Source organism: Companilactobacillus halodurans (genome assembly GCF_009600995.1).
Taxonomy (GTDB): Bacteria; Bacillota; Bacilli; order Lactobacillales; family Lactobacillaceae; genus Companilactobacillus; species Companilactobacillus halodurans.
Map to the genome: position 1 here is coordinate 1 of NZ_VDFO01000045.1, position 23,165 is coordinate 23,165.

General features: G+C 36.9%; 23 protein-coding genes. All 23 read left to right on the forward strand.

Going from position 1 to position 23,165, the window contains the following annotated elements; genetic code table 11:
* The first annotated feature begins 242 nt into the window (after positions 1-242).
* The 23 genes from FHL05_RS10660 (at position 243) to FHL05_RS10770 (ending at position 23,118) form a co-directional block, all read left to right on the forward strand.
* Entirely contained in the window at positions 243-500 is a 258-nt protein-coding gene (locus FHL05_RS10660) for a hypothetical protein (protein ID WP_153522633.1), read from the forward strand.
* A gap of 306 nt (positions 501-806) precedes the next feature.
* A complete protein-coding gene (locus FHL05_RS10665; RefSeq protein WP_153522635.1) occupies positions 807-1,262 on the forward strand; it encodes a phage terminase small subunit P27 family in 456 nt (151 codons plus the stop codon).
* 12 nt (positions 1,263-1,274) lie between these two features.
* A complete protein-coding gene (locus FHL05_RS10670; protein WP_162000288.1) occupies positions 1,275-2,972 on the forward strand; it encodes a terminase TerL endonuclease subunit in 1,698 nt (565 codons plus the stop codon).
* A 9-nt stretch (positions 2,973-2,981) separates the two neighbouring features.
* Complete coding sequence (locus FHL05_RS10675) at positions 2,982-3,149, forward strand: hypothetical protein (RefSeq protein WP_153522637.1); 168 nt, start codon at positions 2,982-2,984, stop codon at positions 3,147-3,149.
* A 15-nt stretch (positions 3,150-3,164) separates the two neighbouring features.
* Positions 3,165-4,436: a phage portal protein gene (locus tag FHL05_RS10680; protein WP_153522639.1), complete on the forward strand. Its 1,272-nt coding sequence runs from the start codon at positions 3,165-3,167 to the stop codon at positions 4,434-4,436.
* Positions 4,393-5,004 (forward strand): HK97 family phage prohead protease, encoded by a 612-nt coding sequence (locus FHL05_RS10685; protein ID WP_338025950.1) that lies wholly within the window; start codon positions 4,393-4,395, stop codon positions 5,002-5,004. Before FHL05_RS10680 ends, FHL05_RS10685 begins: the two co-directional genes overlap by 44 nt.
* A 55-nt stretch (positions 5,005-5,059) precedes the next feature.
* Positions 5,060-6,202, forward strand: a complete 1,143-nt coding sequence (locus FHL05_RS10690) for a phage major capsid protein (RefSeq protein ID WP_153522643.1) — start codon at positions 5,060-5,062, stop codon at positions 6,200-6,202.
* Between the two features lie 149 nt (positions 6,203-6,351).
* Complete coding sequence (locus tag FHL05_RS10695) at positions 6,352-6,678, forward strand: head-tail connector protein (protein WP_153522645.1); 327 nt, start codon at positions 6,352-6,354, stop codon at positions 6,676-6,678.
* The gene (locus FHL05_RS10700) at positions 6,656-6,994 is read left to right on the forward strand and encodes a phage head closure protein (protein ID WP_153522647.1); all 339 of its coding nucleotides are present in this window, start codon (positions 6,656-6,658) and stop codon (positions 6,992-6,994) included. The genes FHL05_RS10695 and FHL05_RS10700 overlap by 23 nt, the downstream gene beginning before the upstream one ends.
* Positions 6,991-7,368 carry an HK97-gp10 family putative phage morphogenesis protein gene (locus FHL05_RS10705; RefSeq protein WP_153522649.1) on the forward strand — a complete coding sequence of 126 codons (378 nt, stop codon included), beginning with the start codon at positions 6,991-6,993 and terminating at the stop codon, positions 7,366-7,368. Before FHL05_RS10700 ends, FHL05_RS10705 begins: the two co-directional genes overlap by 4 nt.
* A gap of 1 nt (position 7,369) precedes the next feature.
* On the forward strand, positions 7,370-7,786 hold the full coding sequence (locus FHL05_RS10710) for a hypothetical protein (protein ID WP_153522651.1): 417 nt from the start codon (positions 7,370-7,372) through the stop codon (positions 7,784-7,786).
* A 37-nt stretch (positions 7,787-7,823) separates the two neighbouring features.
* Positions 7,824-8,417: a major tail protein gene (locus tag FHL05_RS10715; protein WP_153522653.1), complete on the forward strand. Its 594-nt coding sequence runs from the start codon at positions 7,824-7,826 to the stop codon at positions 8,415-8,417.
* Between the two features lie 68 nt (positions 8,418-8,485).
* On the forward strand, positions 8,486-8,821 hold the full coding sequence (gene gpG / locus FHL05_RS10720; protein ID WP_153522655.1) for a phage tail assembly chaperone G: 336 nt from the start codon (positions 8,486-8,488) through the stop codon (positions 8,819-8,821).
* A 206-nt stretch (positions 8,822-9,027) separates the two neighbouring features.
* Entirely contained in the window at positions 9,028-10,161 is a 1,134-nt protein-coding gene (locus FHL05_RS10725) for a phage tail tape measure protein (protein WP_153522657.1), read from the forward strand.
* A 236-nt stretch (positions 10,162-10,397) separates the two neighbouring features.
* Positions 10,398-14,228, forward strand: a complete 3,831-nt coding sequence (locus tag FHL05_RS10730; protein ID WP_338025951.1) for a phage tail tape measure protein — start codon at positions 10,398-10,400, stop codon at positions 14,226-14,228.
* Positions 14,228-14,938 carry a hypothetical protein gene (locus FHL05_RS10735; protein ID WP_153522661.1) on the forward strand — a complete coding sequence of 237 codons (711 nt, stop codon included), beginning with the start codon at positions 14,228-14,230 and terminating at the stop codon, positions 14,936-14,938. The genes FHL05_RS10730 and FHL05_RS10735 overlap by 1 nt, the downstream gene beginning before the upstream one ends.
* Positions 14,939-18,370, forward strand: a complete 3,432-nt coding sequence (locus FHL05_RS10740; protein ID WP_153522663.1) for a hypothetical protein — start codon at positions 14,939-14,941, stop codon at positions 18,368-18,370. It abuts the gene before it with no gap.
* Positions 18,371-18,592 carry a hypothetical protein gene (locus tag FHL05_RS10745; RefSeq protein ID WP_153522665.1) on the forward strand — a complete coding sequence of 74 codons (222 nt, stop codon included), beginning with the start codon at positions 18,371-18,373 and terminating at the stop codon, positions 18,590-18,592. It abuts the gene before it with no gap.
* Positions 18,573-19,346: a prolipoprotein diacylglyceryl transferase gene (locus FHL05_RS10750; RefSeq protein WP_153522667.1), complete on the forward strand. Its 774-nt coding sequence runs from the start codon at positions 18,573-18,575 to the stop codon at positions 19,344-19,346. Before FHL05_RS10745 ends, FHL05_RS10750 begins: the two co-directional genes overlap by 20 nt.
* Positions 19,312-20,694 (forward strand): hypothetical protein, encoded by a 1,383-nt coding sequence (locus tag FHL05_RS10755; RefSeq protein ID WP_153522669.1) that lies wholly within the window; start codon positions 19,312-19,314, stop codon positions 20,692-20,694. The genes FHL05_RS10750 and FHL05_RS10755 overlap by 35 nt, the downstream gene beginning before the upstream one ends.
* 47 nt (positions 20,695-20,741) lie before the next feature.
* On the forward strand, positions 20,742-21,161 hold the full coding sequence (locus tag FHL05_RS10760) for a phage holin family protein (RefSeq protein WP_153522671.1): 420 nt from the start codon (positions 20,742-20,744) through the stop codon (positions 21,159-21,161).
* Positions 21,145-22,269: a GH25 family lysozyme gene (locus FHL05_RS10765; protein ID WP_153522673.1), complete on the forward strand. Its 1,125-nt coding sequence runs from the start codon at positions 21,145-21,147 to the stop codon at positions 22,267-22,269. Before FHL05_RS10760 ends, FHL05_RS10765 begins: the two co-directional genes overlap by 17 nt.
* A gap of 498 nt (positions 22,270-22,767) precedes the next feature.
* Entirely contained in the window at positions 22,768-23,118 is a 351-nt protein-coding gene (locus FHL05_RS10770; protein ID WP_153522675.1) for an acyltransferase family protein, read from the forward strand.
* The last annotated feature ends 47 nt before the right edge of the window (positions 23,119-23,165 follow it).

Consider the following 23,165-nt stretch of genomic DNA (forward strand, 5'->3'; position numbering starts at 1 on the left):
GGTACAACCGTAAAAGAATTCACAGTGCTTTAAGCTATATGACCCCTAAGCAATTCGAAGAAACCAACGGCTTCAGTTTGTTAAATTAAGAATAGAGTTCGTGTCCGAGGATTTGACTTAAGTCCACATCGTTAGATGGTTCAATACTTAATGTCTTGAACACAAATGATAGTAAGGCTAATGACTTAACCATTCATAAGCACAACATAGATGTGAATGATTACGTTCAGATTATATATGAGATGTTATTACGTAAGATTAAAGCAGAGAAGACTTTCAATAACGTTTGGTTAATCATGACTAAGCCTGATGAAAGGTTGACTACATTACTATCATCTAATGATGTTGATTGGTTGATGTTAGATACTTCAAAGGAAGAGTGCATCAGTAGACTACACAGACTACATAGAGATACAACTGATTCATATAAGATCATGAATGATGTTGATAGATTGATTGATGAATTAGATTTAGAAATTAAAAAAGTAAAAACAAATTAAATAAAATTATTTTCTTTTCATTTAATGAATTGAATTTAGTTTTATTTTTTTCTTTTTGATTTTTTATTATTGTTTGCGCACACAAAAATATCTATGAGGCTTGAGATTCTAACCAGATGGGTGAGGATATTTTCCAGACCTACCCCCTCAAAGTCAACGGGGGCGTACATTCCCACTGCTTCTTGAACGCACGTCCTCTTTTTTGCGCACGAAATTCTATTAATTAAATTTTTGAACCGGCCGATTTAGACCATAAATATCATTGGAAAGAAGATGTAATTCGATATAAAGATTGGAGGTGGTGATATGGCGGGAAAAGGTCGTCCTTATAAGGTTTTAGAGCAATCAACAGCTAACTTAACTAAGCAACAACAAGAGGCAAAATTCAACGCAGAAATACTTGCAAGTGATGGATACAAGATACTCCAAAATTCGCCCCCTAATCGCCTATCTGGCGTGGCTAAAGCGGAGTGGAAACGAATTGTACCAGACCTTAAAAACTTACCTGTAAGAGCAGTTGATAGGGCAATGGTCGAACAATATTGCTTCTGGTATTCACAATTTGCAGATTTAAGTAAACGTCTTGAAACTGTGGATGATATTGACGATAGAATGAAGATTTTAGGAACTTTAGATAAAGTTTCAAAAAATATTCGTTCAGCAGCAAGTGAAATTGGATTAACAGTTGATTCACGTATGCGCATGAATGTTCCTAAAAAAGAAGACAAGCCAAAAACACTTGCTGATAAATTAGGATTTTAAGGAGGTGGTAGCATACAAAATTATATTAATAAGGTTCTAAGTGGAGAGTATGTCACTTGTAAGGCCACTTTAAATGCAGTAAAACGCCACCAAAAAGACTTAGAGCGTGCTAATGATGGCACATCCCCATATGAATTTGACCAGGAATTAGCCAATAGAGCTGTTAAGTTCATTGAAATGCTACCTGATCCTAAAGGTGGTACACATAAACTTGCTGGATTTCAAAAATTCATTATTGAAAACATTTACGGCTGGGTAGAAAAGAAAGACCACGGTAGACGTAGATTCCACAAAGTATTTGTTTCTATGGCACGTAAGCAAGGTAAAACATTACTCATATCTGGCATTATTTTATATGAATTCTTGTTTGCTAAAGATCCCGCACGTTCAAGACAAATCTTTTGTACGGCTAACGATAAGGAACAAGCAAAAATTGCATTTGAGATGGCTCGTAAACAGCTGGACCAATTACGTGCAAAGTTTCCAGATATTAAAAAGTCCACTAAGAAAATTCGTGAGCTATTGATTAATTTAGATGACGATTCATACGTCCGCCCACTCTCTCGTGATACTGGTGCTATCGATGGATTTGAACCGTATTTAGGAGTGCTTGATGAGTATGGAGCTTCTAAGACTAATGAAATGATGGAACTATTAGTTTCTGGTCAAGGTCAACTGCATAATCCGTTAATCGTAATTATTTCTACAGCTAACTTTAATATGAATGCTCCTATGTACACCGTTGAATATCCACGAGCCAAGAAGATTCTTTCGGGCGAGATTACCGATGACCAATACTTTGCATTTATTGCAGAGCAAGAATCAATTGAAGAAATTGAAGACCCTAAAAATTGGACAAAGAGTAATCCGCTTCTTGTCATCCCCGAAGTTAAGAAAGATTATGCACCATATTTAAAGAAACGATGGGATGTTGCCAAACAAACTGGTGAGAAAAACGAAGTCTTGGTTAAAAACTTCAATATGTGGCGTCAAGCAGAAGAAAATTCTTATTTGGATATTGAAAAATGGGAGGAAACAATGGTTGAAACTAAGCCAGACATCCATGGCAAGCCTGTTTGGATAGGTGTGGATGTTGGTAAAGTGTCTGATTTATTCGCTATCAGTTGGTTAGTTCCGATTGAAGGTAAATGGTATGCGGATTCCTATTCTTTTGTAGGAACTAAATATGGGCTAGATGCAAAAATAAAAAAAGACCGTATGAATTATCGTGATTTGGCCGAAAAAGGTCAATGTGAAATAACCAAACTTGAATCAGGTGTTATCGATAACGAACGTGTGTTTGATTGGCTTGAATCCTTCATCGAACAAAATGATTTAGATGTTAAAGGAATTATGTACGATCCATATCAATATGGACAGCTTTTAACACTAATTGAAAAGCGACACCCAGAATGGGATCAGGTTCAGGTTAGACAAGGAACCATGACTCTCTCTGCTCCTACTAAGGAATTTAGGGATGGCGTAATAAATGGAAACATTATTCATTCTGACAGCTTTATTTTAAAAACAGCCGTTACAAATGCTGTGTTAATGACCGACAACAACGGTGTCCGAATCAATAAAAATAAGTATTCTAACAAAATTGATCCCGTTGATGCTTTACTTGACGCTTACGCAATTTGTTTCACCGAAAACATAGATAATTACTTAAATGATGATTATGTAATGAGTGATGAATTTGGCTTTTAGGAGATGAAAATGAGTAAATTATTTAAATGGATAGCCTTGAACTTGCCACAGATCGTTTTGATTTGTGGTTTTTTTATGATCTCGATTGGTTCGTATTTCATTAGTTTACCGATTGGACTGATTGTAAGCGGAGTTTCGATGATTATCCTATCAATCTTGATGATTAAATCTGAATAGAAAGGAGGTGAATAGATGAGTTTTTTTAGAAGTTTAAATGATTCTAGCGATGATTGGGCTATGGACTATTTGAATAACGGTATTTTGCCAAGCAATCGAAATTTTATGGGAATCGGTGCTTTGAATAATTCAGATGTATTGACTGCTGTTTCGATTGTGGCTGGTGATGTTGCAAGATTTCCTATCCTACAAATTAAAGATAGTGATGACTCAATTGCGGATGAGAATACTGTTACCTACCTATTAAATAAGAAGTCTAATGATTATAGTTCCGCATATTCCTGGAAGTTTGCAATGATGGTTAATGCAATTTTGACTGGTAATTCGTACACGCGCATTATTCGTGACCCTACGACATACGGTAAGAATGCTGGTAAAGCAATAGAATTGGAATTTTTCCCACCCTCACAAGTGGCAATTAATTATCGAGATAGACCAGGTGTAAAACGTGAATATTACTATACTTTCTATCCAGAAGATGACAGAAGTCCATTTGATTTAGAACCAGAAGATGTTATCCACTTCAAATTCTTTAGTTCCGATGGGATTGTTGGTAGGTCGCCACTTTTATCACTTGTAGACGAAATGAATTTACAAAAGTCTGGCGTTGATACGTTAGGACGATTCTTTAAGTCGGGTCTTAAAGGCTCGATTTTGAAAGTTAATGGAGCCAAGCTCAGCAAGGAAGCACGTAGAAAGATTAGAGCTGATTTTGAATATGCTCAAGAAGGCGATTCAAATGGTCCCATCATTACTGATTCGACAATGGAATATCAGCCATTAGAAGTAGATACAAGCGTTCTGAATTTAATTAATTCAAACAATTGGTCTGCATCACAGATTGCTAAAGCAATGAGAATACCAGCCTATAAATTGGCAATTAATTCTCCTAACCAATCCGTGAATCAGTTAGCGGCCGGATATATCAGTAATGACCTGCCGTTTTACTTTAAGCCAATCGTTAGTGAATTTGAAATGAAATTGCTGACTGATAAAGAACGTCACAATTACCATTTCGACTTTGATACTCGTAAACAAACGGCAAGACCAGTAACTGAACTAGTAGCGCTGGTCGAAAATAGCATCTTAACGCCTAATGAAGTTAGAGCCGAATTAGGTAAGAAAGCTGATGATAAGACTTCTGAAATGAATGAATATCAATCAACACTGAATACAGTTTCTTTGAACTTGAAAGATGAATATCAAAAAAGTAATAAGGTTCAACCGAAAGGAGGTGATGTTAATGGAGCTAAGAACAACACAAACCAAAGTGGAAGTCAGAAGTGACGAAGAAAATTCACGAACGGTTGAAGGCTATGCGCTTAAATTTAATACACGTTCACAACCTTTAGCTGACAACTATTTTATCGAAACACTAGATAAACGATGCCTTGATAATACTGATATGAGTAATGTGGTAGCCACTTTTAACCACGATCAATCTAAATTGTTAGGCCGTTCGGGTGTCAATTTAATTTTGACCAAGGACGATACCGGACTGAGATTCAAAATTGATTTGCCAAACACTACAACTGCAAACGATGTGCTAGAAGAAGTCAGAATGGGAATCCTATCTCAATGTTCTTTTGCGTTCTCGTTGCCAGACGATGGTAATGGAAGCGAATGGCGTGAGTCAGACATTGATGGTGTGGAGTATGAAAGAACAATTCGCTCAATCGATAAATTATATGATGTTTCGATTGTTACCACACCAGCCTACGCAGATACAAACGTGTCCGTAGGCAAGCGGTCAATGGAAGTAGTCAACAAGCTAAAAGAAGAACCGTTAATTAAAGCCAGAGAGCTTAAACGACAAGAAGCTTTACGAAAATTAAATATGAATTATTTGAAATAGGTTATTGATTAAGTTCAGTAGCCTTTTTTAATACAAAAAATAAGGAGATTAGTTAATGCTAACAGAAATTATTAAAGAATTACGCAAGAAAATTGCGGATCAAGAAGAAACAAGAAGTAAGAAAGCAGAAGAAACTCGCTCAATTCTTGAAAATAAGGAATCTACAGACGAAGAAATTGCTTCCGCTAATAAGGCTGCAAGCGAAGTTCGTAAAATGGACGACCAAATCAAAGCTGACAAAGAAAAGCTTAGAAACTACGAAGCCACTGCTAAGACTCCCGACAATCACAAAGAACCAGAAGGTAGAAAAATGAGCGCAGAAGATGAAGAAAAGCGTTCATTGAATGAATTTTTACATTCTAAGGGTGAAACCCGTGATGGTATCACAAGTACTAATGTCGGTGCAACAATTCCAGAATCAATTGTTTATAGTCCTGAAAATGAAGTTAAATCAGCAACTGACTTATCTCAATTGGTTCAACACTTTACAGCTACAACAGCAAGTGGTGAATATCCGATTTTGAAGCGTGCAACAGCAACACTAAATACCGTTGAAGAATTGGCAAAGAATCCTGAACTAGCAAAGCCCGATTTTGAAAATATTTCATGGAAGATTAATACATATCGTGGTGCTATTCCTATTTCAAATGAATCTATTCAAGATTCAGCTGTTGATCTAACTGGATTGGTATCTAGAAATGCTCAAGAACAAAAGATTAATACAACTAATGTTGCTATTTCAACAATTCTTAAATCATTCGAAGCCAAAACAGTAGCTGGTGAGTCTGTAGACGGTATTAAACATATTCTCAATGTTGATCTTGACCCTGCTTATAACAAGGTAATCGTTGCATCACAAAGCTTCTACAACTATCTAGACACTCTAAAGGACAAGAATGGTCAATACTTACTACATCAACCGATTGCTGATGGTTCACCAGTTACATTGCTAGGTGTTCCTGTAACAGTGGTTGAAGATACTGCCTTGGGTAAAGATGGAGAATCTCACGCATGGATTGGTGATTTGAAACGTGCTGTTGTTATGGCTGACAGATTGGATATTCAAGTACGTTGGGTAGACAACGATATTTACGGTCAATATCTACAAGCGGTTACACGTTTCTGTGTTGTAAAAGCTGATAAAAACGCTGGTTACTTCTTAACTCAAACAGACGCAGCAAAAGCTCCCGGTAAATAGTCCAGAAAGCTCTGTGGAATCAACTACAAGGGTGGTTGATGAAAACTCCACAGTAGCCGAAATCAAAGCATATTTAGATAGTAAGGGAATTAAGTATTTATCTAATGATACGAAGGCAACCCTATTATCTAAGATTGGAGGTTAGTTAAATGCTATTAACCGACCAGCAATTCAAAACTCTTAAGTTATATTGCAAGATTGACCAGGACTTTGACGATGACGTGCTAAATGAACTTATCGAGTCCGCTGCTAGTGAAATTTCTCATGCTATTTCTGCAACTAAAAAGCCTAGTGATTATATTTCTGATCACAGGTTTTTTGTCGCTCTAATGAAATATGTAGAAGAAGATTACTACTACAGAGGAAATGGTTCGGAAGTCATGAGATTTCCACTCCAAAACACAACAATTAATAATGTGATTCACCAATTACGTAGTGAGGAGGTAGATTCCGATGAGACTAACACACATGACTGAGCGAATTGAATTCCTTAGCAATAAAGAAGTTCAAAACGAGGACGGTGTAATGGTTCCAGGTACAGATACACCAATATTTAGTTGTTGGGCAGAAGTTCTTAACACACCAATCCGTGAGTTTAAAGATGCCACGACTAAAGTTGGTAATCGCAAGGAATCACCTAACTTTGCTATTAAATTTGAACCACAACGTTTGATTGACTCTACATGGAAAGTACGTTGGCGTGGAAGCATTTATGAAATTACGGGTATTGATGAAGATTTTGACAAACGAGACCTCACGAAACTGGAATGCAAGGCGGTGAATGCCAAATGAGCGTAACAGGCATAGAGGAATTGCTTCATAACGTTCAAGTTTTGCAATCAGGATATGATCGTAAAGCACGTAAGGCGGTTCGTGAGGGTGGTAAATATTTCGGTGAAACACTAGCCGAGGATACTCCTGTTAGCACGGAAGACCATTCAGGCAAGGGTCCATTAAGAGACCATATGAAGGTTGGAAGTGTGTCACTAAAGACTGGTGAGTATGAAGTCCCTGTTGGTTATGACAAGGTAAAGGGGCCAATTGCTCACTTTCCTAATAGTGGAACGTCTAAGCAAGACCCACAGCATTTCATCGAGAAAACTCAAGATAAAACTAGAGATGGTGTGCTTAATATTTTCGTCAAGAATTTAAAGGTCGGTGATTAATTTGAACGAATATGACATTTTCAAAATATTCAATTCAAACACCGATATTCAAGATTATATGAACGAAATTCGTGGGAGCAAAATAGACCTACCACAGATTTATGTAGGAACACCGCAAGAAAGTTTTATCCAAAATTCTAACGCCCCGTGGATTCGTATTACTGCAATTCCAGGCGATGATGCTTTATATGCTGACAATCGAAGGATTATTGAATATCCACGCTATCAAATCGATTTCTGGATATTGCGATACAAAACTAAAGAGTTAATTAAGTTAGAACAAATGATTTACGAAAACATGTATAACCACGGATACGAACGCTATTACAAAAATCATACGCGTGATATTGACATGACGGACCTACAAATGGTCCAAGGAAACTTTGAATATCAAGGCTTTAGTCCAAACGAGGACTAAGGCCTTTTTTAATACAAAAAATAAGGAGATTTATTAAATGGGAAAAGCAAAATTTGGTGCATCTAACTTCTATTACGGAGTTGTAGAAAATGATTTGGTGGCTGGCGGACCTAAGAAAATGCCGGGACTAACTGAAGCCAAAATGGATTTGAAAAATGAAATGAAGGGTATTGCGGCCGATGATGGTCCATACGTAACTCTTTCTGGTGGTATTTCAGAAGCTACTTTGAATATCAAGCTATTAGATATCGCTTCCGAAGCAAGAAAAGATTTCTTTGGAATTGAAGTTAAGAATGGTGTTGAACTCTACAACAAGAACCTAAAGCCTAATGACATTGCGATTATGTTTGACACCAAAATGGATGATGGCACAAAGATTCATGTAGCAATGCTTAAGGGGAAATTCTCACTACCCGGTGTTGATACTAAGACTGTAGACGGTACTCCTGATCCAAGCAATGATGAAACTACAGGCACATTTGCTCCTCGTGGAGATTCAGAAGATGGAATGATGGTTGCAATTGGTCGTGAAGACAATGCTGGCTTTGACTTAGAAAAGTTTAAGAGCTTCGTATTTCCTAAGACAGCAGACGACTACAAAGCTTTAGATACACCTACATCTAAGAAGTAATTGATTAAGAGCATACTCCCTCTCTGGTAGCGGTGGCGGACGGAATTAAATTTATAGGAGAAATATATATGGCTTATGAAGTTAAATTAACGATCAAGGGCGAAGAAATTCCTTTTAAACGTACAGAAACACCATTTTTCAAAGACACCACTCGTGCTTTGATTCTGCAACAGCACCAAGTAAAAATGTGGGATAAAAAAGATGGTCCTACTGATGAAGATTTAATGAATAATGAAAAGGATGTTGCGAATTTCGCGTCTAACTTTTTTAATAATCAATTTACGGCAAAGGATTTCATTGACGGAGCACATTCAGAATCAACGATTGCAGTTTCAAAAATTATTGATGAATGCTTAGGCTCTAGTGATCCTGATGATTCTGATAAAACTAAATCAAAAAAATAACCGAGCAAACATTAAAGGACTCGCTTAATAAAATTGACGAGTTTTACAAATCCATGATGTCACAAGGATACAAATTTAAAGATGTGGACTATATGACCATGGACGATGTAAAGCGCATAAATCATATATATGAAGAAAAGGAAACAACAATTGATCGCGCGTTTCCTTTTTTGTTTGCCTAGATTTCATAAGAAAGGGGATAAGATATGGCTGGATCATTAGGACATTTAGCAGCTACCGTCACTTTGGATATTGACCCTTTCCAAAATAGGTCTAAAGCTTTAATGTCCACAATTAGAAATACTAACGCGGCACTAAAACTTCAAGATAATTACATAAAGGCCTATGGCAATAGTTTGAATTCAATGAAAACTCATTATTCGACTATGCAAGGTCAAATGGACAATTACAGCAAAAAACTTGGAGAGCTAGAAGAACGTTATAAAAAAGCTACATCAGACATAAATAGCGCCGGCAAAGCAACACAAGATATGATACAGAAGCAGCAAAATGCCGCTTCCGCTTTAAATAAAACTAAGAGTTCAATTAATGTCTTGGATGCCGAGATGGGGCGTTTGAAACGTCAAATAGATCAGCAATCAACAGGATGGTATAAAGCAGGAACTAACTTAAAGAAGTTTGGCTCTGCAGCAACATCAGCTGGTCAAAAAATGAGTTCAATGGGTTCAACTATGACCACACGTGTTACAGCGCCTATTGTGGCTGGTTTTGGTTATGCCGTTAAGTCCGCTATTGATTTTAATTCTCAAATTAAAAACATTGGTCCGTTATTACAAGCCAATGGCGAGAGTGCCGGACAAGTAAGACGTGAAATGACTCAAATGGCTGATTCTTCTAAGAAGTGGTCAGTTCAATATGGTATTTCCACAAAGTCTATTAATACAGGACTTGAAGAGTTGGTAAAGCGTGGATATTCCGCTAAACAGGCGCTTGGAGCTATGCCAAGTATTTTGAACGCGGCTAAGGCTTCTGGTGATGATTTCAATTCTGTTATGACCGTTTCAACGTCAACACTAGAACAATTTGGTTTGAAGTCTAGAACTACAGCTGGTATGTTAAAAAATACTCAACGTGTAACTGATAGTTTGACTTATACGGCTAATGCAACTGCTGCTGGTTTCCAAGATATGGGTGATGCCATGACTTATGTCGGCCCTACAGCTCATGCAGCTGGAATCAGTTTGGAAGAAACTGCTGCAGCGATTGGTTTAATGAGTAATCAAGGTATTGAAGGGTTAACGAGAATAATAAAAATCCTGCTCTCACTGGCCCGCTTAGAGAGTAATCTCTTTGAAAAAGGACTAATTCAATTCGGTTAACACTAAAATTATATATAATCACGTCAAGACCGAGCCAAGCCGTGTAGGAAACTCACGGAAGGTGTAACGACTAGATAAATTATCCTAAGCAAACACTACTATATAAATAATAGTGTTTTTTTGTATGGAAAAATATCCACGAAGAGTTAGCTCCAATTTTTATATTGGACGAAAATATAGTCTGAACATTATGGAAACATAATGAAGTACGAGATAAAGAACTCGTACGATAACACATTGCAGTCGCAGGTACAGCTTTACGTTCAGCATTAACAAGGTTAATGAAGCCATCGAAACAAAATGCAGCTGGTTTCAAGGAATTAGGTATTAACGTTGCTGACTTTAAGAAAGGTACGTTAACGTTACCAGAGATTCTTAACAAGATTAAGACGAATACGGCAGGATGGACTAAAGAGCAACGTGCAGCCGCTATTGCTACTGCATTCGGTACAGAAGCACAAGCTGGTATGAATGCGCTGGTATCACAAGGTGGAGACGCCTTAACAGATTTAACTAATAAGACAGAAAAAGCAACAGGTTCTACTAAGAAAATTGCTGACACAATGAATAGCACCAAAGCTGCACAAATTGCACAATTTAAGGAATCACTGCACGTTTTAGCAATTACGATTGGTGATAAATTAACACCAACATTAATGCCACTAGTTAAAGACGCAACTCAAGTTGTTAAATCATTTGGTAACTTAGATGCATCTACCCAACGTACAATTGTTAAAACGGCTGCGTTAGCTGCAGCAGTTGGACCATTGTTGTCTATTTTAGGTGGGGCATCACGCGGATTAGGCGCACTGGGAACAGCATTTAGTCTTCCAGTATTAGGAATCAGTCGAATGGTCGGAGCAAGTAAACAGGGAGCTACTGGCTTAGGCATTTTAAAGGCCGGATTCAGCAAGACCGCTTATGAAAGTGGAAACTTTGCTACTAAAGCGGCTAAAACATCGGAATCCGTTGTAGATGCCGGTTCAAAAGTTGCGGGCACAGCCAATACGTTTACAACTTTTGGATCAAAGGCAAGAACCGCTGGTGCTGCTGTATTATCATTTGCTTCCGCCAATCCCGTTGCCGCGGTTGCCGTTGTTGCTACTACGGCTGCTTTAGTTGCAGGTGGAATATGGTGGGAAAATTACGGTAAAAAAGCTTATCAATCAAGCCAGCGTGTTAGTCGTTGGGGCAGTGATGTCGGTGCTTCCGCTGACAAATCATTATCTAAAGTTCAAGGATTCAATGTACAAGCTAGTCAAGCGTTAGACAGTTTTGGAGATAGTGCAACCGCTAATGGCAAGACAGCCGCTAAAGCATTTGAAGGAATTGGCAAAGAGATTGATGAGACTGGTAAAAAAATTAATAAGGGCTTGGGTAAAGACTTAAATAGTCTACCACCACAAGTTCGTGCCACTGTTGAAAAATCTGTAAATGAGCAAAAGTCTGGAAATAATAAAATAGTTGCTCAATCTAAGACATTAAGCTCAGATGTGGCTGGAATTCTTAGAACACATAATGGAGACGTAAGACGACTAACTGCTGAGCAACAAACCTATATTCGCAATTCACAACAAAAGCTTAATGAGAATGAAATAAAATTATTAGGAATCACAGGCAAGAAAAAAATTGCTGTAATGAAAGCCTTAAACGGCGATGTTAAAGGTTTAACAGAACAGCAAGCACAATCAACCATTGATGTTTTGGAAAAAGCTTCTGTTAAAGAAGAAAACACTTATAAGAAACAAGCTAATGTTTTAAAAGGTTATCGTAGTAAAGGCTTAATTAGTGAAAAAGCTTATAACAAGGCTATGGAAACCTTAAGAAGCGGCCATAAGTCTAAGCTAGATAAGAATTTACAAGCTATTGCAAAAATTGAAGATAAATACGATGCCAGTCATACAACAGCATTGGATGACATTGTCCACAAAGAAAAAACATCATGGAGAAATGTCGATGATGAACTTTCAAAAGCTCAACGTAATCATAAAACTAAATTATCATCAATCGCTCAAGAGTATGGAAAAATTGGAACTGTCGCTAAGAAAGCTGGTCAAGATTGGAATCATATGGTTCTTGATCCAAAGACTGGAAAGATTAAGACTAATGCTCAAGAAACTATTAACGATACTGCTAAGACCAAACAAGGTTGGGCACAGCTCGAGTTTGATTTGAAGCATGCAAAAATTAATAGTAATGCTAAGTCGATGATTGGTGAGGCTGCTATCCAATCTGGACGTTGGGATAGCCTTCCTTGGAAAGACAAGAAAGCAATGATCCGTGTGCAAGGAAACAAGGAACTAACTGGTGTTGTGAAAAAAGTTAAAGATTGGGATAAACTTACTCCACAACAAAAAACAGCTATAGTCCGTGCCAAGGGTCAAAAAGAATTGGCTTTAGCTATGATTGATGCTGGTGAGTGGAACAATCTATCTATGAAAGATAAGGAGGCTTTAGTTAAGACTTCCGGTGAAAAAGATATGATTGATATGCTTACTAAGGCAGGCGTGTGGAATAAGCTTAGTTTAACTGCTAAAAAAGCTGTAATTAATGGTAAAGGTAACGCTGAATTAGTTGACCAACTCAATAATTTAGGTCAATGGAATAAATTAACCATGCAACAAAAAGCCCTAGTTATTAATAACAAAGCAACTGCTCCGATTGTGGATGCAATGATAAAAGCTGGAACTTGGAATTCGTTAACTATGCAACAAAAGAATGCAATTATCCACGATAAAGCCACAGCTAAACTTGTTCAAGTAATGCAGCAATCTGGTGTGTGGAATCAATTAGATTTAAAGACTCAAAACGCTGTAGTTAATGACAAAGCTACAGGAAGTATGATTAACGCATTAGCAAGTGCAGGGAAGTGGCAAGGATTAGATGTTCCAGCTAAAAATGCAATCGTAAACGATGATGCTAGTGCTCCTATTATTGCTGCATTAGTGCAAACTGGGCAATGGAATGGATTACCACTATCTGAAAAGAACGCAATTATCCATACTGGTAATTCAGCTATGGACTTAGCTAACTTAGTTATTTCATATGGTAATTTTAATGCTTTATCCGATGCTCAAAAAACATTGATAGTTAACAACCAGTCGGCCATGGCAGCCTTAAGAGAAGCCGGATATGGATTACAGAGTTATAATTTAAGCCCCGCTCAAATCAAGCAATTAAGAGCCGAAAATAGAGATGTGATTTCTAAGACTAAAGTCGGTCAAACTGCTGTCGTTCATTTTAATGGCCAATCTGTTGAAATTAAAAAAATGAATGGTAACAATGTTGATGTTTTAGGCAAAATTACTACAGCTAAAAACGCACTGAATCAGCACAATGCAAAACATGTTAATACTAAGAACTTAAAAGGTAATGCTTCAGATGTGGTTAATAAAGTAAATACCGGTAAAAGATCGCTTGGTCAATTTAACGCAACACATCCGATTCCAAAAACGCTGCTAGCAAGCGATCATGCTTCCGGACCCGCTAGAACAGCTAAACGAGGAGTAGATGCGTTTCCTATAGGAACAAAAGTTATGAACCTGGTTACAAACTCTATTCATAATTTCTTTTCCAATTTTGGGAAGACGAAGAAAGAAAAAGGTGACACTGATTTTACAGAAGGTACTGCTATGGTTAATGACCAACGTGGGCCTGTATTCCGTGAAATGATTAGATTGCCTAATGGTGATACATTTGTACCTCAAGGCCGTAATGTGGTCATGGCATTGCCTAGACATACACAAATTATTCCGGCTAGACAAACTAATAAATTACTTGGAGGTATTCCACAGTACGCGAATGGTACTCCTGGATATTCACGAGTAATTAAACAGTTTACTGATCTAAGTCCCAACTTGTTACAAGCTGGTGACACCGTGACTACTAATAATAATCGTGGAGATAATATTACTAACGCTCAACAATTTCATATCAATGTGACGGTCAATACCAAGTCCAATGATGGAGAAAATATTGGCCGTTTAGTTTCTGAACAAATTGAGCGTCAATTCAGACAGCAGTTTAATAATCAATCTGATGCATTTGGAGGTGGATCAATAGCGTAATGAAAACAGGAGACTTTTTAATAAACGGAAAAACAGGGATGTTAGAATTAAATTCTTTCCTTGAATCCTATCCAACCATCACAATTCCAAAACGAAAGAAAATTTTTCAAGCAATAGAGGGCGCAAGCTCTCAATCAATTTTAGATGAAAATGCTTGGGATAATAGAGACATCAATTTGAGTATAGTTGTTCGTGCAGACAATGAACTTGACCGTACAATGCGTGTGTCAGCACTGGTTTCAGCGTTTGATACTGCTGGATATATTGATTTCACGTATTACGGTGAACCTAATTTTGCATATAGAATTACTAATGCTGATGTCATTTCACAGGCTAGATTATCCAGAATTTCATACTGGACAAAACTCACTATGAAACTTTCAACACAAGCATTTAAGTATTATGTTCCCGAAACGTTCTATAAGGTAGATGGTTCAATTGAACTATTTAATAAGTTTGAATATCCATCAAGACCACTAATTGTTACGTCCGGAACAACGGTCACAATCAATGATGTTACCTACGAATTTAAAAATCCTAACGGGACAATCAATATTGATTGTGACGAAGAGCAACAAGATGTTTTCGATGATTCTGGGGTAATTGAAAATGCCTATGATATTACACAGAAATTTCCAAAATTAAGAAGTGGTAACAATACCATTTCTTTTACAAGCGGAAAAATATATCCACGATGGAGGACAATTTAAATGAAACCAATGCTATTGAATTCGATTGACGATTATCCAAAATCTGGATTAGGTCGAATTACTACCGCAACGAATCAAGATGTACATGAAGTTTTAAATGGAGATTACACATTTTCATTTGAAATGCTTGTAACTGATAAGCTTTTTAGTAAATTGAAAGAAGAAATGATAGTTGCAACGTCTGTATCCACAACGGATACGGACTTTTTCTATGTCAAAAATATATCAACTAAAAATCCCGGTACTGTGAGTGTTACATGTAATCATGTCACAATGCTTACTAATGAAAATTACGTTCGCGGGAAACTAAGTATTGATGGCAAGTCCGCAAAAGCTGTATTAAATGAGATGGTCAATAGACTTGACCTACCAGGTCAAAAATTCAGTTATTCAACCGACATTGATAAAACCATTGGTAAGACAGACATTGTCTATACTAATTACAATCCTGGTCAAATTTTAGTTGGTGAGAATAACTCACTTGTCAGTGTTTTGGACGCTCGTTTAGTTCGTAAAGGTATGATCTTAAAACTCACAAGCAAGAATACAGGTCGTTATATAGATTTGAGACACGGTAAGAACATCGCTGGTGTCCAGATTGATAGCAACATTGATAACTTGGTAACTTCAATTGTTCCTTACTACACAGTAAAGGCTGTAGAAGTTAAGGACGATAAAAAGGTAACAAACACTGACGGTTGGACATTTAGAAAAGTTAATCAAGGCGGAACGGTTACAATTGGCGATAACAACGCTATCGTTTACGACGATAAAAATGTAGCCGATGCATCTCGTAGCTTAGCTGCTAAAACTGACTGGGCAACGGATATTCAACGTACAAAAGGTGACGTAGTTCAATATCGTGTCGCTACTAATATGTGGGTAGATTCTAAAGCCATCACTTTTAACGGTGAGTTGGGAGATGTTATTGATTTTCAATCAGCAACGAATGCCAATGATTGGACTGTTAAGGAGATTACTGACGGTGTCGTAACAATTGGTAATCACAGAGCTAAGATTTATTCAGATGCAAATACTGTTGATGATAATAGATTGGTTGAAATTGGAAGTTCCTGGTACACAGACAAGCAACGTACAAAAGACGGAATGGTCGAATATAGAATTGCTACCAATCAGTGGGTCAATGCTAATGATGTTGATTTCAAAGGAAAACTTAGTTCTAGCGCTGACAACGGTCAAGGCTCGGTTAATACAGATGGCTGGACAATTAAGCGAATCAATTCAGGTGGGGTAGTTACTGTTACGTCAAGCTTTGGAACAACTTACGATGATAACAACACTAGCCAAAGCCGTGGCTTAGGGAAAGATAGCCAGTGGTCAACTGATCAAGTTAGAACTAAAGGCGGAACTACTCAATATAGAGTAGCTACAAACATGTGGATTGGTTCTGGTGATGTAAGTTTCAATGGAACAGTTGGAAGTGTCATTTCTGGTTCAACTGCAAGTCCTAGAATGATGATGGCTAGAATGGCTGTATCGCAAAACCTATCAGGATGGACAATTAAACGTGTATCGGGAACGTTTGCCGTTAATTCAAATGGAACAATATACAATGATGAAGGTTCTGTAACTACTAATAGAATGTTAGCGGCTAATTCAAAGTGGGCTACGGATAGAGTTAGAAGTAATGGTTCAGACACTCAATATAGAGTAGCAACTGATATGTGGGTTTCAATTTCTGGAAATTCCTTTGATGGCAAGACGTATGAAGTTATTTCAGAACCCAAAGCAAGTGGAACTAATACATCAGGTTGGACTATCAAGTCTGCTACGGGTAGTGTCAAAATCGTTGATTCAATGGGCTTAGTTTACGATGATAACAACGTATTAGATAGCGGGCGTGGTCTTGCCATTGATTCACAATGGGCTATCGATAAGGAACGCGAGAAAAATGGCTTAATTCAATATGAAATTGCCACGAACATGTGGGTCAACGCAACTAATGTTAGTTTAAACGGTTCAATTGGTGGAGTTATTTCAAAGCCTGTTGACCCAGGGCCGGTTGATGGCTGGATAGTAAGAGAAGTTAAAAATGGAGTCGTTACTGTAGGTGATACGGTAGCGACTATTTATTTGGATTCAAACGATAAAGTAACTAACCGAGAACTAGCACCTCATACACCTTGGGTAACCGATAGACAGCGACACAAGGGCAATATTTATGAATATAGAGTAGCCACTAATATGTGGGTACTTTCATCAGATATAAGTTTCAAAGGTGAACTTGGGAAAGTTATATCTGGTACAGAAGAAGCTAGTAAAGCAGTATCTATTCCTGAACATTTGCAATATGGTCCGGAAGTTTATAGTCCACTTTTTAACACTTACAAACTTCCACACAGAAAGTATGTTGACTATTCAAGCAGAGTTGAAAACATTCCAGATTTGATAGATGTAAGTAGTAAATATTTTATTGAAAATCCAGACATTGATAAGCCAGCCTACACAATTAACATCACAGTTGCTAATGCTAATCAAAAACGTGTAGTCAATGCACAAATTGGTGATATAGCGCGTATCTATGATCCAAAATACGAAATAACTTCTGATGAAACAATCGTAGAACGTCACTTTGACCCTGATTTAAACGTTAACAAGTCTTTGAAAGCCGGCAAGATTCAACAGACTATCTTTAGATACTTGGATAAACGTATTAAAGATGCTAGTCAAAAGACTGATGAAGTTAAATCACAGACAACCAATGACATCAGTAATGTGGAAGATAATGTAGCGGCTATTAATAATGACGTTTCAGATATCAAAGACGATGCAATCGTTAATAAAGATGAAACTAACCAGAAGTTAGATGAATCTGAACAAAGGGCACAAGATCAAATTAACAATGTTAAAAATACGGTATCTAAAACACAATCTGATATGACTAATCTCATGAATAGTGGTGGGAACAATAAAATTCGTTGGATTCCTACTTTAGCAGAAGCCACTCAAATGGAAATTACCACACCTTATGGGTACTGGTTATTAGACGATCATGGAGCAGGTTTTCATAGCAATAATGGAACAGTTATGACAGGCTTATCGGCTGACGGTCGTGTTTATGCAGATTCAATAACTGGTAATACTTTGACAGGTACTAATATCACTGGTGGAACGATAACTGGAGGCGTAATTAAAGGTGCTCAAATATTCAGTAGCTCTTTAAGAACCGATTCGAGTATCCAAGTTTTGAATAGCTCGGGTGTGGTTTCAACCTCGATTGCTAGTTATGGGATTTCCACACCTTCGATAACTGTTAATCAGCTAGATGGTGTCAATATGATTCATACTCATAATATGACAGTTTCCAATACTGCTAATATTCAGTATTTGCATGTTACGGGAAATATTGTTGGTAATGGAAGTGGATTATATTTAGGCGGTCCAGTGTTTGTAGATGGGAGACGAATTTAATTGAAAAAACTAGATGTAAAAAAAATAACCACAGTCAGTAGTGACGTGGCTATAACTAAATATCAAGCAGAATACGCAAAGGTATTTCAACAGAATATTTTGTTGTCTGCGCAAAACGAGAATCAGCAGAACCTTATTGAATATCTTTTTAGCAAGGTTCCCGAAGCATTTCCAGATGACTATTTAATTGAGGAGAAAAACAATGGCATTAACGAGAACTAAAACAATTTATATCAATGGAACCAGTAAAGACGGCGATCGTATTCTAGGCAATTTTAACGCTAGTTTAAGTGAAAACGGTCAAATGAGTATTAATGAAACTGTCAGCGAGAGTACCAATTTAGATACTGTAGAGGCTGATTTCAACGAGTTCAGAGAACTAGCAAAGAATGAATTGAAGAAGTTTAACGGTCAAGATACAGAGACTAATGTATCAAGCGATGAATCAGGAGATAAAGAAGTAGCAGCTACCACTTCTGATAATAAACCGGCGGGTGCTATTACTAAAGCTGACGACAAGCCAGAGACTGATGTATCAAACGATAAATCAGTAGATAAGGCAGTCGCTACCACTTCTGATAATGAAGTAGTTAAGGATAACAAACCGGTAGATGCTATTGCTAAAGCCGATGACAAACCAGAGACTGATGTGCCCGATGAAACTAAGACATCAGATGTAAAGGATAGTGAAGAACCTAAGCAACCTATTTCAAGTGAAGAAGTTAAAAAGCCAGCTTCAAGTGAAGAAGTTAAGCAACCTGTTTCAAACGAAGAAACCAAGCAACCTTCCTCACCTGTTTCACCTGTTTCGCCTGTTGCAAGTGAAGAAACTAAACAGCCTGTTGTAAACGAAGAAACTAAGCAACCAGCTGAAAGTGAAGAAATCAAGCAACCCGCTTCAAGCGAAGAAGTTAAGGTATCAGACGTAAAGGATGGTGAAAATGCAGATGAATCAAATCAGCTTAGACATCAATAAATCAGGTCAAATTATTAATGAGCCAGTTGTACTTCGAGTTGGTGATAAAGACCAAACTATTACAGTAAACCTGCTAAAAGACGGCCAGCCTTACACAAGCTTTACCACAGCAACCTTTTTTGCTAACAAACCTAGCGGTGCAATCGTTGCTAACGATCCAGCTAACATTAAAGAGGGTGTAATAACCTATACAGTACCTCAAGCACTAGTGAACGAGTTTGGTAAAATCACTAATGCTTATTTTTTAATTGATGGAAAAGTATCCACAGAAAGTTTTGTAATTGCTGTTTTACAAGGCGTTAATATTTCAGATGACTTAAATGATTACATCCCTGGTATGAGCAATTTAAATGTTATCTATGACAAGTGGAAAAACAAATTACAAGCAATCACTGATGAACTAACTGGTATTGATGCACCTAAAGAAGTTAAAAATGTAATTGATAACGAATTAAAGAATTACACCAATCAGGTTAACGAGCTTCAAAAAAGAATTACGGCAGCGGAAACTCAATTGAATGCTTTAGAAGTTCCTAAAATTGGCGGAAGAAATTATTTATTAGGAACAACAGACAATCTGGCTACGTCACAAGGAGTTGGTTATAGTGCAGGGATACCTACCTACCCAGTGAATATGGGTTGCTCAACAGATACAACATTTACTGCTCGTGCTTGGTTGCACCCTTATTCTCATCCAATGACAGTTCAGATAGCTTGGTTAGATGCAAGCAAAGTATGGCAGTATGGTGGTTCGGATTTTATTACTGCTGGTTCATCTGGATATTCAACCTGTACGATGACTATACCCGCTGGAGGAACATTGGCATATGTAGCGGTAGTGTTTGATACAAATGAAACTGACACGACACAAGTTGACTACAAAGAGCTTAAGTTAGAAAAGGGTAATGTAGCTACTGATTGGACACTCAACCCATTAGATTGTTTAAGTAGTGAAGATGTAACTAAACTAATAAAAGCAAACCAGCCGGATTTATCAGGTTTTCAAACACAGGCTATTTTTCAAACTGGACAATTTGTACTTAATACATGTCCACAAAGTACCGATTTTGGTGAATTTTTGAAATCTGATTCTGTACCAAAAGGATTCTCCATCATTCGAGATAATAATACTTATATGAATTGGAGAATAATAAAAGAGGGCTCCAAATCCGATTATATATATGGATTATCTCAAGACCCGGGGAAAGGCAATGCATATCATTTGGAAGTGCTTAACGGTGTATATAAAGGGTACCAAAAGGTTATAAGCGATTTGATAGGTCAAACCATTACAGCAACAGACGATACAGGTAAGACAGTAAAACTAAAGATTACAGGAATTAGCTAAAAAGCTAGTTCCTTTTTTTAGCACAAAAATTTAGGAGATGAATATATATGTACTATGCACCACAACCTACACCACATTTTGGATTTATGGAATGGTGGTTTGCTGCTGAAAAACTAGTTGAAAACCCTTGGTTTTTGACATTTATTATTATTATTTTAGTTGATCTAGCTACTGGTTTTTTGAAAGGCTTTTTTAGGAATTCAAATGAACGATTAAATTCAACAACTGGTAGACAAGGACTTATTAAGCATACTGTAATAGCAGGAATGGGGGTTATTTTTTATCCATTAGTTGACTGTTGGGGATTGGACAACTTTGCTAATTTATTTTTGATGTTTTTCATTGGTCAATATGGAATATCAATCGTAGAAAATTTAGGAATTATGGGAATACCATTGCCTAATTGGATCACTGATAATCTGGAAAAATTAAGAAATAGAGGCGATAATAATGAAACTAAAAAATAAATTAATCTATATTGTAAGTCTGCTAATTGCAGGCTTATTTGTGTTTACATCCCCAGTTGAGGGCGCAAGAACTGATATGGTCGATGTATCTAACCATAACGGCTATATGACAGTATCTAATTTTCAAGATATGCTGAATAATTATGGTGTAAAGTCTGTAGTTACTAAAATCAGTGAAGGCAATTACTATCATGATTACACTGCAGCTAATAATATCTCGACAGCACAAAAGGCTGGCTTATATATTAATGGCTACCACTTTGCTAGATATACAACGGTTCAAGGTGCTATCAATGAGGCTGACTATGCTGGTCAAATGGCTAAATCTGACGGTCTACCAATTGGTTCAGTGTTGATCACTGATGTGGAAGCACAAGAACAGAATGGACTCTCACGGGCGACTAACAATGCTAATAATGTGGCCTTCATGAATGAAGTTGCCAAGTATGGTTATCGTTCGGCCGTCTATACTATGTCATCTTGGCTCGGTTCAAAAACGGATATAGCACAAGGTTGGATTGCTTCGTATCCATATAATGCAAGTGGCAAGCAATGGTACTCTGGACATCACTCATGGCAGTGGGGAAGCACGTACCAGTTTGCTGGTTCGTACGGTAATTTTGATGTTTCTCAGAATTATGACAAATTTTTCACTGGTGGACAATCTCCACAAGTTGACCCTAACGAAACTATTAGTAATGTGATATCTGTAAAAGGTAACAGCTATAAGGCGTTTACTACTTATAATAATGAAGGCAAAGCAAATGTAGGTACTGATGTAATTAGTGGCACAGACTGGAAGTCTGGTACTATCACAGTCATCAATGACGTGCCTTACTATTTAATTGGTGGAAACATTTTATTACCACAATCATCAACGACATTTAAGAATGTTGTAAATATTAATTATCGTTCAGATTATGGTGTACTTGCTTATGATAGTAAGGGGAATTCAATTAAAGACTCTAATAAGACATTTAAGGGCGGTACTAGCTGGCAAACTAAAGATAAGTTAGTTAACATCCCTAATATTGGCTACGCTTATGAAGTCGCAACTAATGAATATATTTCAATTAAATATGCTCAAGGTTCGGGATTTACTGGATAAATTTTAAACGGTAAAGACTAGACAAATATATTAATATGCGTTATCTTAAGGTTGTTCATTAACTTTGACAATATTGTAAATTACCTCGGTTTTTAATTAACTTTGATAGTGTTAGAAGAGCCCATCATCTATTAATTTAAGTGGTGGGCTTTTTTTATTTGTCTAAAAAGCATCGGCTTTGTACTACGTGTAGTGTAATATAATAGAACTTATAAAGAAATAAGCGAGGAAAAATAATGACAAAAGTTACACCCAAATGAAGATATACCAGACCACTTTAACTCAGAAATTAATAAGTATAAGGAACTTCTCGCACAGACGCAGAAAAATCACGATAAAAATTAATCTTGCTAGGGAATACTTGAAAACTATGTCCAATAAGCTGATCGACATTAAAAGCTGTTAAAAGAGGAGGAACTTCAGCATGAAGACAAAGAATTTAGCACTTACCAACGGAATCGTGGGGTTAGTTGGTAAAACTCTGACGGTGATATTAAAATGAAAAGAATAACTTGGGTTGATTTTGGAAAAGGAATAACTATTTTATTTGTGGTTTTAGGTCACGTATTAACTGGTATGTTTAACACACCTGGCTACAGTAATTATAATGGTATTACTAAAACTTCCATAGCGATTATTTTTACTTTTATTATGCCAGTTTTCTTTGCACTATCGGGATATTTATATCATCCTAATAATGGGATTAAAAATTACGGTAGAAATATATTAAAAAAAGCTATTAATTTACTATTTCCGTATATGATATTTTCCGAAAATTACAAGAACAAGTTAGCCACTTGTCCAAAAATAAATACGAAATATATCAGTACCAGAAAAGTACATTTCTAAACTCCACAGAAACTAGTGAATAGTTCCCGTGGAGTTTTGTAGTTTAA

What these genes read in the sequence shown, in the direction of transcription:
- FHL05_RS10725 (WP_153522657.1), top strand. Translation starts at nt 9,028, where the DNA reads ATGGCTGGATCATTAGGACATTTAGCAGCTACCGTCACTTTGGATATT.
- FHL05_RS10695 (WP_153522645.1), top strand. Translation starts at nt 6,352, where the DNA reads ATGCTATTAACCGACCAGCAATTCAAAACTCTTAAGTTATATTGCAAG.
- FHL05_RS10740 (WP_153522663.1), top strand. Translation starts at nt 14,939, where the DNA reads ATGAAACCAATGCTATTGAATTCGATTGACGATTATCCAAAATCTGGA.
- FHL05_RS10705 (WP_153522649.1), top strand. Translation starts at nt 6,991, where the DNA reads ATGAGCGTAACAGGCATAGAGGAATTGCTTCATAACGTTCAAGTTTTG.
- FHL05_RS10715 (WP_153522653.1), top strand. Translation starts at nt 7,824, where the DNA reads ATGGGAAAAGCAAAATTTGGTGCATCTAACTTCTATTACGGAGTTGTA.
- FHL05_RS10675 (WP_153522637.1), top strand. Translation starts at nt 2,982, where the DNA reads ATGAGTAAATTATTTAAATGGATAGCCTTGAACTTGCCACAGATCGTT.
- FHL05_RS10690 (WP_153522643.1), top strand. Translation starts at nt 5,060, where the DNA reads ATGCTAACAGAAATTATTAAAGAATTACGCAAGAAAATTGCGGATCAA.
- FHL05_RS10665 (WP_153522635.1), top strand. Translation starts at nt 807, where the DNA reads ATGGCGGGAAAAGGTCGTCCTTATAAGGTTTTAGAGCAATCAACAGCT.
- FHL05_RS10680 (WP_153522639.1), top strand. Translation starts at nt 3,165, where the DNA reads ATGAGTTTTTTTAGAAGTTTAAATGATTCTAGCGATGATTGGGCTATG.
- gpG (WP_153522655.1), top strand. Translation starts at nt 8,486, where the DNA reads ATGGCTTATGAAGTTAAATTAACGATCAAGGGCGAAGAAATTCCTTTT.
- FHL05_RS10755 (WP_153522669.1), top strand. Translation starts at nt 19,312, where the DNA reads ATGCAGATGAATCAAATCAGCTTAGACATCAATAAATCAGGTCAAATT.
- FHL05_RS10735 (WP_153522661.1), top strand. Translation starts at nt 14,228, where the DNA reads ATGAAAACAGGAGACTTTTTAATAAACGGAAAAACAGGGATGTTAGAA.
- FHL05_RS10700 (WP_153522647.1), top strand. Translation starts at nt 6,656, where the DNA reads ATGAGACTAACACACATGACTGAGCGAATTGAATTCCTTAGCAATAAA.
- FHL05_RS10765 (WP_153522673.1), top strand. Translation starts at nt 21,145, where the DNA reads ATGAAACTAAAAAATAAATTAATCTATATTGTAAGTCTGCTAATTGCA.
- FHL05_RS10660 (WP_153522633.1), top strand. Translation starts at nt 243, where the DNA reads ATGTTATTACGTAAGATTAAAGCAGAGAAGACTTTCAATAACGTTTGG.
- FHL05_RS10685 (WP_338025950.1), top strand. Translation starts at nt 4,393, where the DNA reads ATGGAGCTAAGAACAACACAAACCAAAGTGGAAGTCAGAAGTGACGAA.
- FHL05_RS10770 (WP_153522675.1), top strand. Translation starts at nt 22,768, where the DNA reads ATGAAAAGAATAACTTGGGTTGATTTTGGAAAAGGAATAACTATTTTA.
- FHL05_RS10760 (WP_153522671.1), top strand. Translation starts at nt 20,742, where the DNA reads ATGTACTATGCACCACAACCTACACCACATTTTGGATTTATGGAATGG.
- FHL05_RS10750 (WP_153522667.1), top strand. Translation starts at nt 18,573, where the DNA reads ATGGCATTAACGAGAACTAAAACAATTTATATCAATGGAACCAGTAAA.